Genomic DNA, 14,440 nt, shown 5'->3' with positions numbered 1-14,440 from the left:
GTCAATTCATCTCCGAAATAATGGCGGGCCACAACCAGGCGGCGCCGCGCACCCCCGATGAGTCACCGTGAACCGGCGGGCGCAGCAAGGTATCCACATGGTCGGAAAAGACGAAGCGGCCCCACAGGGCGGGGACATTGGCGTAAAGCCTTTCCAGCTTGGACAGGCCGCCACCCAGGACGATGACATGGGGATCGATCACATTGATGATAGCGGCCAGGGCGCGGGCCAGACGCTGTTCGTAGCGGGCCAGAGCCGCCTCGGCGCGGGGATCGCCCGAAACCGCAATCTGCTCGGCCGTCAGCCCGCCGCCATGGTCGCGGGCCAGACCTGGCCCCGACAGGAAGGTCTCGATACAGCCCGATCGGCCGCAATAGCAGGCCGGGCCGGGGCGCTCGGCATCTTCGGGCCAGGGCAGAGGATTGTGCCCCCATTCCCCGGCAATGGAATTGGGGCCGTTCAGCAGGCGGCCATGGGCGACGATGCCGCCGCCCACCCCGGTGCCGAGAATGACCCCGAACACCGTGGGGAACCCGGTGCCCGCGCCGTCGGTGGCCTCGGACAGGGCGAAGCAATCGGCGTCATTGGCCAGCCGTACCGGGCGGCCCAGGGCGTCTTCCAGATCGCGGTCGAGCGGTTTGCCGATCAGCCAAGTGGAATTGGCGTTCTTGACCAGGCCTGTGCGTGGGCTGACGGTGCCGGGAATGCCGATTCCCACCGTGGCCGTGGCTCCCAGGCGCGATTCCAGGCCCTCGACCAGTCCCTTGATGGTGGCGATGGTGCCTTCATAGCTGCCTTTCGCGGTGGCCACCCTTTCGCGCGCCAATTCCTGTCCGCCAAGGTCGAGCGCGATGGCCTCGGTCTTGGTGCCACCCAGATCAATGCCGATGCGGATCGTCACGGCAGGCCGTCGGGGCGCCAGGGGACCAGGGCCCACATCACGGCAAAGCCCACGACATAGGCCAGGGTGACGTGCCAGCCCTGTTTCAGCCAGGTCCCCACCGACTTGGCCTCGGGGTACATGTTGGACAGCGCCACGCCTGCCGAGGAGCCGAACCAGATCATGGAACCGCCAAAGCCCACGGCATAGGCCAGATAGCCCCAGTCATAGCCACCCTGCTTGATGGCCAGGGCGGTGAGCGGGATGTTGTCGAACACGGCGGAGACGAAGCCCAGTTCCAGCGCGGTCAGCGCCGAGGCGGGTGGCAATTGCTCGACAGGCATCATGGAGGCGCACAGCACCAGCGACAGCAGAAAGACCGAACCCTTGGCGGTTTCCGGCATGATCTCCCAATCGGGGCGGCGCACGCTCATGGTCGCCACCACGGCGATCCACACCGCGCCGCCGATGAAGGGGAACTTGTCGGCCAGTTGCGGCGCCGACAGATTGACCACCACATTGGTGACCATGGCCGAGATCAGGATCAGCGCCACGATTCCGACCCGACCCCAATCCACATGGGTGTGCGTGTGGGAGGTCTTGAGGATGGGGGAATAGGCGTGCTGCTGCTTGGCGGCGATCACGCCGGTGATCAGGAGGGCCACGCCAGCGGCCGCATAGGCCTCGAAGACCTGACCCGGATGCACGCCCGAGATCCACAGCATGGTGGTGGTGGTGTCGCCCACCACCGAACCCGATCCGCCCGCATTGGAGGCGGCGACGATGGCCGCCAGAAAGCCCACATGCACCTTGGCCCGGAACAACTGATGCGCCATGGCGCCGCCGATCAGGGCGGCGGCGATATTGTCGAGGAAGCTGGAGATGACGAAGACCATCACCAGCATGACAAAGCCGCCCTTCCAGTCGTCGGGCAGGTATTTGGGCAGCAGGACGGGGATGTGGCTCTTCTCGAAATGACGCGACAGCAGGGCAAAGCCCATCAGCAGGCAGAACAGATTGGCGATGGTCACCCACTCATGGCCCAGATGGCCGAAGAACCCGGCCAGCCCGGCCCCGGTCTTGAATCCGGTGACGGCAATCTTGAACACCGAGATGGTCGCCAGCCCGGCAAGCCCCACATAAAGCGTGTGGTTGTGCAGCAACGCCACGCCCAGCAGCGTGGCCGCGAACAGCACGAATTCCACGGGAATGCCGAGAAGTGTCATGACGCTGCCATCCCTGTTGTCCCGCCGGTTCCAGTCCCCGGTCTGCCATGACCATAGCGCCAGACCGGGGCAAAATCGATGGGGTTTCAGGTGATGCGGATGGCCACTTGCTTGCAGGCGGGCGTCACGGCGATCACCTGAAAGCCGACACCGTGGGCAGCGGTGAATTCGGCGAAGGCGCGGTACTCATCATCTTGCCAAGTGCGGTTGCCGATGAACTCGTCGAAGACCAGGACGGTACCGGCCCGGATACGCCCGGCCAGACCGAACAGCACGGTACGGGCCGAGGAATAAATGTCGCTGTCGATATTGGCGAAGCGCAGCGGGCCGGGATTCGCCTCCAGGAACGGCTCCAGGGTGTCTTCGAACCAGCCGGGATGCAGTCGGGCGTTTTCTCCCACCTCGGGCAAGATGCCGCCGGTGGTCAGCACCCCGGCATGGGTGGCGCCCCAGACCTCGGGCAGGCCTTCGAAGGAATCGAAGCCGTGCACCTCCTGGTCCGCATGGGCCGCCAGCACCGCCAGCGATGCGCCGCGCCGCACCCCGAATTCCAGCACCAGGCCGGGCTCTTTCGCCTCATTCAGCGCCCAGGCCAGCAGGGACGCGGTCATGCCGAACAGCCGCCAGCCCTCGGCCAGATGGGGAACCAGGGCGGCGGCGGACTCCACCACATGGACATGTTTGGGGCCGAACAGGCGGGCCTTGCGTCCGGCCAGAACGTCATAGGCTGCCGCCATGGCCTCGTAGCGGCCATTGGCCTTGGGGCAGGCGGCGGCCCGCTTCAGGCGCCGGTCGGCCTCATTCCAGCCCAGCAGGTCCAAGGCCGGACCGTGGCTGCCATACCATGCGGCGGCCCGATCGGGAGCGCGGGCGATCAGATCATCCCAGGCTTTAAGCGCGGTCGCGGCCTCGCCCAGCCCGTTCAGGCTCATGGCCCGCTCATAGAGCATCTGGTCGGAGGGCTCTTGCGCCGCCTCCACCAGCCGCACGCAATCCCTGAACAGGGCGTCGCGGCGATAGGCCCCGGCCAGGACCTCGTCGCGTTCGGGCGAGGGGGCAAGCCCCAGAGCCAAGGTGATGGCGGCACCGGGATCATTACCCAGCAGATGAGCCTTGGCCAGGAGCAGCCCCAAGGCGGGGTCTTTCGGGGCCGCCTCCACCGCGCGGGCCAGATGAAGCAGCGCCGCCTTGGCCTCTTTGCGCCCCAACCGGGCGGCACCCAGCTGGGCGTCAAGGCCGGGCGTGCCTTCGGGGAACGGAGCCAGCAGCTTCAGCGCCGCGTCGAACCGCCCGGCGGCGACCAGAGCGGCGGCCTGATCGAGGATGTCTATTCCCGTCATGGAGCCTTTCCCTCCACCAGCGCCTTGACCGCCACGTAATCGGTCTTGCCGGTACCCAGCACAGGCACCTTGTCCACCACGCGCAAATTGCGCGGCACCAGCAGTTCCGCCAGCCCTTGAGCGCGGAAGTGTTCCAGGATCGGGGGCCGCGCGGCGTCGGCGCGGTCGGTGACCAGGACCAGTTGCTCGCCCTTCTTCTCGTCGGGAATGGCGATCACCGCGTGCTGGTTGCCGGGCCACAGGCTGGCGACGGCGTTCTCCACGCTGCCCAGCGAGACCATCTCCCCCGCGATCTTGGCGAAGCGCTTGGCGCGCCCCACGATGCGCACATAGCCCAACTCGTCGATGGTGACGATGTCGCCGGTGTCGTACCAGCCGTCCTCGGGCGGCTGCAGCACGCCGGGCTGGTCCGCCTTCATATAGCCCAGCATGACGTTGGGGCCCTTGACCGACAGACGCGCGCCCTCGTCGATGCCGGGAACCGGCTCCAGCCGCGACTCGATGCCGGGCAGCAGGCGGCCGACGGTTCCCGCCTTGCAATGCATGGGGGTGTTGACCGCCAGGACCGGGGCGGTCTCGGTGGCGCCATAGCCTTCCAGGATGCGGATGCCGAACTTCTCCATCCACACGCGCCGGGTCTCGTCTTTGACCTTCTCGGCGCCCGCGAAGACATAACGCACCGAGTAGAAGTCGTAAGGCGCCGCCACGCGGGCATAGCCGGTGAGGAAGGTGTCGGTGCCGAAGACGATGGTGGCATTGGTGTCGTAGACCATCTCGGGCACGATGCGGTAATGCAGCGGGCTGGGATAAAGGAACACTTTAAGCCCCGCCAGAACGGGCAGCAACAACCCGCCCGTCAGGCCGAAGGAGTGGAAGACGGGCAGGGCGTTGAACACCATGTCCTGGGGCGTGAAGGCCACCCTGGCGGCCAGCTGGTTGCAATTGGCCAGGATATTGGCATGGCTTAAGACCACGCCCTTGGGCGTTCCTTCCGAGCCCGAGGTGAACAGGATCACCGCCGGGTCGTCAGGCTGACGCTCCACCGGCTGCTTGAACAAGGCGGCGAACAGGCCGTAAAGCTTGCTGACCTTTGGCGCGATGTCTTCGAGATGGATCAGCCGCACACGGGCGGCCAGGGCCTCGTCCATGGCGGAAAGCCGCGCCTGCTCGATGAAGCGCCGCGACGTGATCACGGTCTTGATTTTTGCCGTCTCGCAGGCGGCCAGCACATTGCCGGTGCCGGTGGAGAAGTTCAGCATGGCCGGAACCCGGCCCCAGGCCTGCAAGCCAAAGAAGCTGACGGCCGCCGCATTGGCGTTGGGCAGCAAGAGGCCCACCGCTTCGCCCAACTCGGTGCCACCGATCAGTTCACGCCCCAGCGCGAAGCTGCCGGCGATGGTGCGGGTATAGCTGAGCGGTTTGCGGTTGATGTCTTCCAGCGCCAGGGCCGAACCGCCATGGCGGCGCCTTGCTTCAAGCAGGGCCTGGAACAGGGTGTGCTGACGCGGCGTGGTCTCGAACATCATCCCCGACATGACGTCGTAAAGCGCCGCGCTGATGCGGGCACGGCGGACGCGGCCCTTGATCTCGGGCGGCACCTCGAAGCGGCGCGGCGGTAGAATAGTGATGGTGATACGGGGAAAGAGCTTGCGGCGCACCTTGCCTTTCAGGCGCGAGAAGGGGGTGTACTGGGCGCCTTCGATGCGCACCGGAACCACCGGCGCACCGGCCTTGTCGGCGATCATGCCGGGACCTTCGTAGATCTTCATCAGGGCGCCGGTGACAGTGATGCGGCCTTCGGGAAAGATCACCAGGGTGCGGCCCGACTGCACCGCGTGGATCAGGCCCTTGGTGGACATGGGGTTGGTGGGGTCCATGGGGAAGGCGTCGATCACCGATAGATAGGGCTTCACCCACCAGGCCTTGGCCACGAAGGTGTTGATGGCGAAGGTGGGCCGTCCGGGAAGGAAGGCGGCCATCAGCACCGCATCCAGGAAGGAGACGTGGTTGACCACGATCACCGCCTTGTCGCCCAGCCCGATAAGGTTCTCCAGGCCATGGATGCGAACCCCATAGGCCCGGCGCAGCACCCAGGCGAAGACGCCCTTCAGCAAAGCCTCGGGCAGCAGGCCGCAGATATAGACGGCAACCACCAGATTGGCCACGGCCTGAACCAGGAAGACATGGGGCACGGAAAAGCCCAGCGCCAGCATGCCTGCTCCCGCCACAGCCGAAATGACCATGAAGGCGGCATTCATGACGTTGTTGGCGGCCACGGCACGCGCCCGGCTGTCGGCGTCGCTGCGGGTCTGAAGGATGGTGTAGAGCGGCACGATATAGACGCCGCCGCAGATGGCGATGGCCAGCAGATCGCCCAGCACCCGCCAACTTCCAGGGTGGGCCAGGAATTCGCCGATGGTGGCCAGTTGTCCCGCCGCATTGGGAACCGCGCTGGCGAAGTAGAGGTCGAAGGAAAACAGCGTCATGCCCAGGGCGGCGAAGGGAACGTGGCGGGCGGAAATCTCACCGTTGAGCAGACGCCCGCACCAGACCGAGCCGATGCCGATTCCCACCGAAAACACGGTGAGCAGCAAGGTCACCACATGCTGGTCCGCCACCAGCACATCCTTGGCGAAGGCGGGGAATTGGGCCAGGAAGGTGGCGCCCATCAGCCAGAACCAGGAAATGCCCAGCACCGACAAGAACAGGTCGCGCCGCCCCTTGATCAGGCCCAGCACAGCCCAGGTCTCGGCAATGATATTGGCCGAAACCCGGACGGAAGCATTGCCCGCTCTTGCCTTGGGCAGCATCAGGCTGGCGGCGAACCCGCCCAGGGCCAGAAGCAGCATCAGGCCCGAGACCAAGGCCACGCCGTTCTCGGTGAGAATCAGCAACCCGCCTGCCACGGTTCCCAAGAGGATGGCGATGAAGGTGCCGCCCTCGATCAGGGCATTGCCGCCCACCAGTTCCCGCTCGGCCAGATGCTCCGGCAGGACCGCGTATTTCAGCGGGCCGAAGAAGGTGGCCTGGATGCCAAAGCAAAACAGAACGGCCAGCATGGCAGGGACGCTGGATGCGACCAGCGCCCACAGCCCCAGCGCCGACACCCCCACCTCGGCCAGTTTCACCAGCTTGATCAGGCCGCTTTTCTCAAACCGGTCGGATAGTTGTCCGGCGGTGGCCGACAGCAGGAAGAAGGGCAGGATGAACAGCCCCGCCGCCACGGTCACCAGGATCTGCGGCGCAACCGCCATGCCTTCGCCCAGGCGGTAGACGATCAGGATGACCAGGGCGTTCTTGAAGACGTTGTCATTGGCCGCCCCCAGGAACTGGGCCACGAAGAGGGGCAGGAAACGGCGACAACGCAGCAGGTGAAAGGAACCGTCATGCATGATCGGCACTCCCCAGCGCCGCAAGGCCTGCGGCGGTGATGGCTTGGGCATATTGAGAGAAGGGCGCGTCCAGGCGTCCATAGACCAGGGCGAAAGCGGGCTGAAGCATCAGACCCAGCACCATGGAGGCCGCCAGACCGGCTGGCTGTTGGGGGATCTCCCCGCTGTTCATGGCCTCGGCGATCAGGCGATGAACGATCTCCACCGGATTGTCGTCGTCATTGGCCACGCGGGGCAAAGCCTGATGCTGGACCAGCATCAGGAAGCGGAACAGGACCGGCTCGGTATCGAAGAAGCGGCAGAACTCGGCAACGACGGCCGCCAGTCTTTCGGAAAATCCATTCCGCCCATTCTGGACCGCCGTCAGCCGATGGGCGAAGGCGGCGTAGTTGCTGGAAAACAAATCCCAGATCAGATCGCCCATGGAGGCGTAATGGCGGTACAAGGTGCCCTCGGCGATACCAGCCGCCTTGGCCAGATCGCGCACGGTGGTCTGGGCCACGCCCTTTTCCACGAACAGACCCAGGGCTGTATCGTGAATCTTTCGTCTGGTCCCGTTTGCGTCCCGCATGGCGCACATCCGCAGTGAGTGAACATTTACTCACATTGGACCGAGGGGCGGTGCCTGTCAAGGGAGTTGCGAGGCTTGCGCCTCGATAGGGATGAAACTCAGGCGCTCAACTTCACCGGTGGTTGAGTCTGCCAGTTGAGCTTGGCCAGGGCGTTTTCGGCGATGCGGACCTGATCGGCGTCGGGGTTATAGCGGCGTTCGAATTCGACGCGCTGTTCCCATTTGCCCAGCATGTCCTTGGGGTGGTCGGGCCGCGCCAGTTCGCCGGTCAGTGCGCCGATGGTCTCGTCATAGCGGGGATTGAGCTCGCTGGGAAAGCCAATCATCTGGAACTCGTCCCAGTTCAACGTGCCTTCCATGTAAAGCTCGTGGGTGACATCGGCGAATTCGCGCGGCGAGATGTTGCGCAGATCAAAGCGCGGCTCTTCCGGGGCGGTGGGCGCGGGCAGGGCCGCCAGGGGGGAGGCGGGCTTTCCCGACGCACCGGCCTCCTCGGTCCCGGCAGAAGTGCTAACCGAACTGAGCCGTGGTTCAACGCGTCGGGTTTCGGTGGCCGAGCGGTCGGAAAACAGGTTGAGAAGGGTCGTTCCGATGGTCATGGCGTCTTGCTGTAGGGTTGTATGGCTGCGTCGAGATAGGGTTCGAAAGCGGGGTCCGAGATCAGTGTGCGGAATTGTTCGGCGGACAAGGTGCCCTCGGCGAACAGTTCGCCCACCAGGGCGGCCACTTCGCGGGCATTGGGATGAGCGGGCGCCGCGGCATGGGGCATGGGCGGGACGCTTGCCAGATCCGCGGGCGAAAAGGATGAGGACCGCAACAGGGTCTCCATCCAGTCGGGAGTGAACTCGAAGGTCATCCGCCACCTCCTCAAAAAACGAGACACGAACCCAATGGTCGAGATGCAGGCTTCGTGCCATGTGGAAACGGCGCAAAACCGCCAATTGGCGTGGCGCATTCCCGACGAGGCGGGAAAATCTTGCCGGGAACCAAGGAAATGTCTGCCGGGCTCGGTCTGTTCTGGTGGGCGGGCGTTGGCGGTGTATAATGCAGTGCGGGAATTCCCGTCGGAGGATTGGATGAAGCGTAGATTCGGGGTGGCGTCGGCGTGTCATGCCGCCGGACTGGCCATGGCAGGGGCGGAGGTGGCTGATGCCGCTGATCTGGCCTCCCATCGCGCCACCTATCGCATGGGCCTGTCTGCGTCGCGTTCTGGCAGTGGCATGGCCAATGCCAGTGGTGCCTGGACCTATCAGTTCATTGACGCTTGCGACGGTTGGATCACCGAGTTCCAGCTTGTCATCACCTATGCCTATTCTGAAGGGGGACAGGTGGCGACGGTCACCGACTTCCTGGGCTGGGAATCCAAGGACGGCCTTCAGTACCGCTTCCGGGTGCGTCAGTCGCGCGAAGGCCAGGTCACCGAGGAGGTGGAGGGTGCCGCGCGTCTCAACGGACCGGGCCAAGGCGGCACGGCCCGCTACACCCGTCCCGAGGTGCGCAATATCAAGTTGCCCAAGGGGACGCTGTTTCCCACCGCCCACACCATCCGCCTGATCGAGACGGCCAACAAGGGCGGCCGCATCCTGTCGCGTCCCCTGTTCGACGGCCAGGGCGAGGAGGGCGCGCTGGAAACCAGCGCCCAGATCGGCCGCGCCACCACGTCGCAGGCCACCGCCATCAGCAGCCCGCTGCTCAACTCGCCAGCCTGGCCCATGCGCATGGCGTTCTTTCCCGTGGGCAGCACCGATCCCTTGCCCGAGTTCGAGATGTCGCTCAATTACCATGCCAATGGCGTGGCCGAGGATATCGAGCAGATCTTCAAGACCTTCAGTCTCAAGGGGCGCCTTGAATCCATCGAGATCCTGCCCCGAACGAAGTGTTAACCATGCTCCCCTAAACTGTCGCGCGGGTGCTCGTCGCCCGGGGTTTGAGTCCAGGCCCAGAAGGGGCCTCGCGAAAAGGAGAATCCGCTTGAGCACGTCCCAGCCCGCCGAACCCGGCGACGAGATCGCGCGCCTCGGCGCCCTTGCCGCCGATTTCCGCCGCCGCCTGGAACTCGATCCGGGGGCCATCTATCCCGCCCATGCCGAATGCCTGTGGCGGCTGGGCAATCTCCAGATCGCCCAAGGCGATGTCGAAGCCGGATTGTTGTCCATCTCGGATTCCGTCGGTCTTTATCGGGCCATCGCCCAGGCCCAGCCGGATTCCTATGCGGTCCAACTGGCCTCGCTACTCAATTCCCAATCCAACATGCTGGCCGAGGCTTCCCATCTGGAGGAGGCCCGCGCCATCGCCTCTGACGCGGTCGAGCATGCCCGGAGCGCCATGGACGATTACGGCGATCAGGCGCGTTTCGTCCTGGTCTCGGCCCTGATCAATCTGGCCGGGCTCAAGATGCGCAGCGGCGATACAGCCGGTACCGTCGACGAACTGGCTCAGGCGGTGGAGGTGTTTCGTGACGGCGGAACGGCGGGCCAGCCTTTCCTCGGCTCCATGGTCGAGGCCCTGCACCGCGCGGCCATGGCATTTACCGAAGTGGGTCTTTGGAACGAGGCCATCGATACCCGCCGTTTGCTGATCGGCCTGTTCGGCCAGGCGCCGCCGTCCGCGGTGGTGCAATTGCTGATGCTGACCCTGCAGCAAGCCTCGGTCGGTCTTGCCGGAACGGGCGATACCGCAAAGGCGCTGGTTCACGCCAATGAGGCCGTCGATCTCGCCCGCATGCTGTTCGCCGCCGATGGCCAGGCTAACCGCCTGGCCCTGGCCCAGGCGGTGGGAAATCTGGCCGGGCGTCATCACGATGCCGGTTCACTCAAGGAAGCGCTCGACCTTTCGTTGGAAGCGGTGGACCTGTTCCAGGACGCGGTCAGCATGGATCCCATCCATGCCGTTCCCTCGCTGATCGTGACGCTGGACTGCATGGCCTCGATCCTGACGGCCCTTGGTCTGCCCGATCAGGCGGCCACCGTGCGCGAGCAGCGGAGCCAGTTGCAGGAAACCCTGGAGATCATCGCGCCACGGGCCAACTGAGGCTCCGGCCTTCGGTCCTACGCGAAGCGGTAACCGTTGCCGCCCTGACGCTTGACCGCGTACATGGCGGAATCGGCCAGACGCAGCATTTCCGCCGGGGATTGCGTGTCGTCAGGATTGACGCTGACACCGATGGAGCAGGTCAAGGGACCGGGCAGGTCCTCCTCGGCTTCTGCCTTGGCGGCGATGGAATCGCGCACCTGGGTGCACAGGCGCGCCAAGCTCCGCTTGTCCCGGATATTCTTGAGGATGGCCACGAATTCGTCGCCGCCCGCCCGCGCCACCGTGTCGCTTGACCGCATGGAGCAGACCAGGCCGTTGGCAGCGGCACGGATATAGCGGTCTCCCGCTTCGTGGCCCATGCTGTCGTTGACATGTTTGAGACGATCGAGGTCGACCACCATCACGGCGTATTTCTCGCCATGGCGGGTGGAGAAACGGTGCACCTCATCCAGACGGTCGAAGAAGAGGTGGCGGTTGGCCAGTCCGGTCAGCGGATCGTAAAGCGCCCGCTGACGCAGCCGCAATTCCTTGTATTTGCGATAGATGGCGTATTGGATCGCCCGATGCAGGTCGCTTTCGGTGAAGCGGCCTTTCACCACATAGTCGTCGGCGCCGTGGCGCAGCGCTTCAAGCATGTAATCGCGGTCGTCAAAGGCGCTGATCACGATGATGGGGGTATCGACGCAGCCGAAATCGATGCGGGTCAGAACGTCCTTGGCGTTGCCGTCCTTGACCATGTAATCCAGCAGGCAGATGTCGAACCGGCCCGAACTTAACAATTCGATGGCGCCCAGGCAGTCCACGGCCCGTTCCAGTTCAAGGGCGTCGCCATAAAGGCTGCGCAGGACGTGTTCACAATAAGTGAAATGAACCAGATCGTCCTCGACCACCAGGACCTGGAACGGCGACTTGGCGCAAACGTCCTGGGGATCTTGGTAGGTGAAGGGATCTGAGCGGCCGATCAGCATATGCAATGCCCCCGAAAAGAACATCGGGCGACAGGGTGAATTGCCCCGAATACCCATAACTTAGCATCGAGCCATGGCCTCTGCCAGGAGCGATGTAGTTTTGGGCTTAATACTGAAGTCCTGTTATTCTATCGCGATGTATATGTTCCGGATATTCGGCGCGATGTCTGTGTGATGATTTCAACATCTGAAAAGCTTACATTGCTCGGAACCGTCTTCAACCGGCGGCAGATATTGGTCAAGCTATCAATAGTTTCCGTGCTGTGGCCAAGTTGTTTGGTGACGCGAAGCGATAGTTCCGCTGTCACCTGTTCCAACTTCAACAGGCTGCGATAGGTGCTTTCCGGCGTCATCCTGCCTTCGCGGGCGCTGACGGTGAGCGCGTTGCATTCCCAGTCCATGGTGGCGGCCAGACGCTTGATGCGTTCCACGCTGATGGTGACGATGGATTCCTGCTTCATCCGGTCGTAGCGATCGCGAGGAACATTCGTGCCGCGGGCCCGCACCGGATTGGGCACCTGGAACTGAGTGGCCGAGGTGGCGCCGGGTCGCGGCGCGGCGCGGCGGTCCGGACCGATGTAATCGTGGGTTACCACGAAGGGCTTGCGCCGTTCGATCTGGGCCTTCAGGCGGTTCATCAGCTGGTCGGGCGCAAAGGGAATCAACAGCAGATCGTCAGGGCCGCAATCGATGGCGGAGCGCACCTTGGGCTCTTCGCGCGACGACAACAGCATCACCGTCAGAATGAAAGGGTCGCGGCCCAGGGCGCCCGAGCGCAATTCGCGCACCATGAAGGCGGTGTCGTTGGTTTCGATTTCCTGGTTCAACAGCAGGAAGTCGTGATCGCCTTCCTTGCAGGCCTGATGGGCGGCCAGGAAGGTGGTGGCCTCGGTGATGTCGCGGATGCCCACATTGTTCAAAGCCAGGCGGATGCCCTGCCGGATGGGCAGGCTCGGCTCGCAGACCAGGGTCTTGACCTTGGACAGGTCAAGCGCCGCGGAGGCCGGGGCCAATGGCATGGCGGGAATTGCTCGGGACATCTGGCCAAAGGGCCTCTTGGTCGGGGCTGCAAAGGTATAGCTGGTTTTAATGCAACACTTTGGCAAAAATCAATATGAAGAATAGCGAGGTTGATTCAATCGGTGATCGTGGCTGTTCCGTTAACAATCTGTTTTTATCTGTTGTCATGAATTTCATTAAAGGGATGCTGTTGGGGTGTTGACTTGTCCTCATAAAGTTGATTCAGGGATTCTCCATGTATGATTCTGATCTGGTGGCGGCGAATCTTTAAAGTGGGAGTCAGCATGCCGTTCTCGACGGAGAAGGGGTCATCTATAACCTTGAACCGCCTGATTTTTTCTATGGCAGAGAGTTGGCGGTTAACGCGATCCACAACTCTTCCCAGTGTCTTTTGCAATGTGTCCTCTGACTCTGGGTCGGCAAGCCCCATGGATTGCCGCCATTCCGGATCGGGGACGATCAGGGCGACCAGATGGGGCTTGCGGTCGCCGTGCACCATGGCCTGGGCGATTTCCGGTTCCAGGGTCAGGAAGCTCTCGATGCGCTGAGGCGCGATATTGTCGCCGCCGGAATTGACGATGATGTCCTTCTTGCGATCGGTGATGCGCAAAGCGCCGTCTGGGTCGATTTCGCCGATATCTCCGGTATGCAGCCAGCCCTCGCTATCCACGGCCTGGGCGGTGGAATGCGCATCGCGCCAATAGCCCTGCATTACCATTTCGCCCCGGACCAGGATTTCGCCGTCGCTGGCGATTCTGATCTCGACCCCCAGCATGGGCGGGCCGACCGTCTCGATTCTGTTGCGGTCGGGCCGGTTGACGGCGATGACGGGGGCTGCCTCGGTCTGGCCGTAGCCCTGGAGAATCCGCACGCCCAGGGCCATGAAGAAAACGCCCACCTCGTAGGGCAAAGGCGCGCCGCCCGAAACGAAGGCTTTTAGTTTTCCGCCGAAACGGTCGCGGACCTTATGACGGACCAGCCGCTCCAGCACGAGATCGGCGAGGATTTCGAGCAGGCCCAGCCTTTCGCCCTTGATGCGGCGCGTGCCCAGATCGAGGGCCGCCATGAACAGGCGGCGGCGAAGGGGGCTGACCCGCGCCAAGCCTTTGAGAATCCGCGTGCGCATGGATTCGTAAAGCCGGGGAACCGCCGTCATGATGCTGGGCGAGACCTCGGCCATATTGGTGGCCAGATGCTCAAGTCCCTCGGCGTAACGGATTTCGGCGCCGATGGAGATGGGGAAGTACAGCCCCGCCGTATGCTCATAGGCGTGAGACAACGGCAGGAAGGACAAAAAGACCTCGTTCTCCAGGCCCAGTTCCCGCAGAACGTCGGTGGCACCCATGCAATTACACAAAATGGCGCCGTGGGACAGCATCACGCCCTTGGGCACGCCGCCGGTGCCGGAGGTATAGATCAGGCAGGCGGTGTCGTCGCGCTTCAGTCCGGCGATAATGGTCCGGATGGGGGCCTCGGCCCCGCGCCCCAACTCCAGAACCGCCTCCCAGCTGTGGATATCCACGCCGGGCGATTGGGCCAGGGCCAGGGGTTCCATGGCGATGATGGCGGGCGCCTGGTCGGAATGGGCGGCGGCGGGCAGGATGCGTTCGGCCAGGGCTCTGGTAGAGACGATCACCAGCCGGGCGCCGCAATTGTCCAGGATGTGCCGGTGATCGGCCACGGTATTGGTGGTATAGGCGGGCACGCTGATTCCGCCTGCGGCCATGATGGCAAGGTCGGCCATGGCCCATTCGGGGCGGTTCTCGGCCACCAGCATGACCCGGTCGCCGGGAGCCAGCCCCAAGGCGCGCAGGCCCGCCGCCAGGGCCAGCACCCGCGCCTCGGTCTCGCGCCAGGACAGGGCGTGCCAGACTCCGCCGGACTTCTTGCCCAGGAAGGGGCGTTCGCCCAGACGGGCGGCCTGCTCCAGGAACATGGCCGGCAGGCTGGTCTGCGTGGCGAACTCAACCTCCATGCGTCGAAACTCCCTGTTCGCGCCCTGCCGCCATC

General features: G+C 64.0%; 12 protein-coding genes. 2 read left to right on the top strand and 10 right to left on the bottom strand.

What is annotated here, in order from left to right; all coding sequences use genetic code 11:
• Position 1 precedes the first annotated feature (1 nt).
• The 7 genes from CCC_RS12260 to CCC_RS12230 form a co-directional block, all read right to left on the bottom strand.
• Positions 2-901: an ROK family protein gene (locus tag CCC_RS12260; RefSeq protein WP_009869516.1), complete on the bottom strand. Its 900-nt coding sequence runs from the start codon at positions 899-901 to the stop codon at positions 2-4.
• On the bottom strand, positions 898-2,106 hold the full coding sequence (locus CCC_RS12255) for a citrate transporter (RefSeq protein ID WP_041041629.1): 1,209 nt from the start codon (positions 2,104-2,106) through the stop codon (positions 898-900). Before CCC_RS12255 ends, CCC_RS12260 begins: the two co-directional genes overlap by 4 nt.
• A gap of 86 nt (positions 2,107-2,192) precedes the next feature.
• A complete protein-coding gene (locus CCC_RS12250) occupies positions 2,193-3,446 on the bottom strand; it encodes a TylF/MycF/NovP-related O-methyltransferase (RefSeq protein ID WP_009869518.1) in 1,254 nt (417 codons plus the stop codon).
• Positions 3,443-6,838: an acyl-[ACP]--phospholipid O-acyltransferase gene (locus CCC_RS12245; protein WP_009869519.1), complete on the bottom strand. Its 3,396-nt coding sequence runs from the start codon at positions 6,836-6,838 to the stop codon at positions 3,443-3,445. The genes CCC_RS12250 and CCC_RS12245 overlap by 4 nt, the downstream gene beginning before the upstream one ends.
• Positions 6,831-7,409: a TetR/AcrR family transcriptional regulator gene (locus tag CCC_RS12240; RefSeq protein WP_041041626.1), complete on the bottom strand. Its 579-nt coding sequence runs from the start codon at positions 7,407-7,409 to the stop codon at positions 6,831-6,833. The genes CCC_RS12245 and CCC_RS12240 overlap by 8 nt, the downstream gene beginning before the upstream one ends.
• A 98-nt stretch (positions 7,410-7,507) precedes the next feature.
• Entirely contained in the window at positions 7,508-8,008 is a 501-nt protein-coding gene (locus CCC_RS12235; RefSeq protein ID WP_041041624.1) for a hypothetical protein, read from the bottom strand.
• Positions 8,005-8,265: a hypothetical protein gene (locus tag CCC_RS12230; protein ID WP_009869522.1), complete on the bottom strand. Its 261-nt coding sequence runs from the start codon at positions 8,263-8,265 to the stop codon at positions 8,005-8,007. Before CCC_RS12230 ends, CCC_RS12235 begins: the two co-directional genes overlap by 4 nt.
• Positions 8,266-8,485: 220 nt before the next feature.
• On the opposite strand from CCC_RS12230, the gene CCC_RS12225 reads away from it, so the two are divergent.
• A complete protein-coding gene (locus CCC_RS12225; RefSeq protein WP_041041622.1) occupies positions 8,486-9,292 on the top strand; it encodes a cell envelope integrity EipB family protein in 807 nt (268 codons plus the stop codon).
• Positions 9,293-9,380: 88 nt separating this feature from the next.
• Positions 9,381-10,439: a hypothetical protein gene (locus CCC_RS12220; protein WP_009867056.1), complete on the top strand. Its 1,059-nt coding sequence runs from the start codon at positions 9,381-9,383 to the stop codon at positions 10,437-10,439.
• A gap of 17 nt (positions 10,440-10,456) precedes the next feature.
• On the opposite strand, the gene CCC_RS12215 is transcribed toward CCC_RS12220, so the two are convergent.
• The 3 genes from CCC_RS12215 to CCC_RS12205 form a co-directional block, all read right to left on the bottom strand.
• Positions 10,457-11,410 carry a two-component system response regulator gene (locus tag CCC_RS12215; protein WP_041041620.1) on the bottom strand — a complete coding sequence of 318 codons (954 nt, stop codon included), beginning with the start codon at positions 11,408-11,410 and terminating at the stop codon, positions 10,457-10,459.
• Positions 11,411-11,538: 128 nt separating this feature from the next.
• Positions 11,539-12,450: a response regulator transcription factor gene (locus CCC_RS12210; protein ID WP_041041618.1), complete on the bottom strand. Its 912-nt coding sequence runs from the start codon at positions 12,448-12,450 to the stop codon at positions 11,539-11,541.
• Positions 12,451-12,584: 134 nt separating this feature from the next.
• A complete protein-coding gene (locus CCC_RS12205) occupies positions 12,585-14,405 on the bottom strand; it encodes an AMP-dependent synthetase/ligase (RefSeq protein ID WP_052473172.1) in 1,821 nt (606 codons plus the stop codon).
• Between the last annotated feature and the right edge of the window lie 35 nt (positions 14,406-14,440).

The organism is Paramagnetospirillum magnetotacticum MS-1 (genome assembly GCF_000829825.1).
In the GTDB taxonomy this organism is placed as follows: domain Bacteria; phylum Pseudomonadota; class Alphaproteobacteria; order Rhodospirillales; family Magnetospirillaceae; genus Phaeospirillum; species Phaeospirillum magnetotacticum.
This window is presented reverse-complemented; position numbering and strand designations above follow the sequence as displayed.

What these genes read in the sequence shown, in the direction of transcription:
- CCC_RS12235 (WP_041041624.1), bottom strand. Translation starts at nt 8,008, where the DNA reads ATGACCATCGGAACGACCCTTCTCAACCTGTTTTCCGACCGCTCGGCC.
- CCC_RS12225 (WP_041041622.1), top strand. Translation starts at nt 8,486, where the DNA reads ATGAAGCGTAGATTCGGGGTGGCGTCGGCGTGTCATGCCGCCGGACTG.
- CCC_RS12250 (WP_009869518.1), bottom strand. Translation starts at nt 3,446, where the DNA reads ATGACGGGAATAGACATCCTCGATCAGGCCGCCGCTCTGGTCGCCGCC.
- CCC_RS12255 (WP_041041629.1), bottom strand. Translation starts at nt 2,106, where the DNA reads ATGACACTTCTCGGCATTCCCGTGGAATTCGTGCTGTTCGCGGCCACG.
- CCC_RS12245 (WP_009869519.1), bottom strand. Translation starts at nt 6,838, where the DNA reads ATGCATGACGGTTCCTTTCACCTGCTGCGTTGTCGCCGTTTCCTGCCC.
- CCC_RS12230 (WP_009869522.1), bottom strand. Translation starts at nt 8,265, where the DNA reads ATGACCTTCGAGTTCACTCCCGACTGGATGGAGACCCTGTTGCGGTCC.
- CCC_RS12210 (WP_041041618.1), bottom strand. Translation starts at nt 12,450, where the DNA reads ATGTCCCGAGCAATTCCCGCCATGCCATTGGCCCCGGCCTCCGCGGCG.
- CCC_RS12205 (WP_052473172.1), bottom strand. Translation starts at nt 14,405, where the DNA reads ATGGAGGTTGAGTTCGCCACGCAGACCAGCCTGCCGGCCATGTTCCTG.
- CCC_RS12215 (WP_041041620.1), bottom strand. Translation starts at nt 11,410, where the DNA reads ATGCTGATCGGCCGCTCAGATCCCTTCACCTACCAAGATCCCCAGGAC.
- CCC_RS12240 (WP_041041626.1), bottom strand. Translation starts at nt 7,409, where the DNA reads ATGCGGGACGCAAACGGGACCAGACGAAAGATTCACGATACAGCCCTG.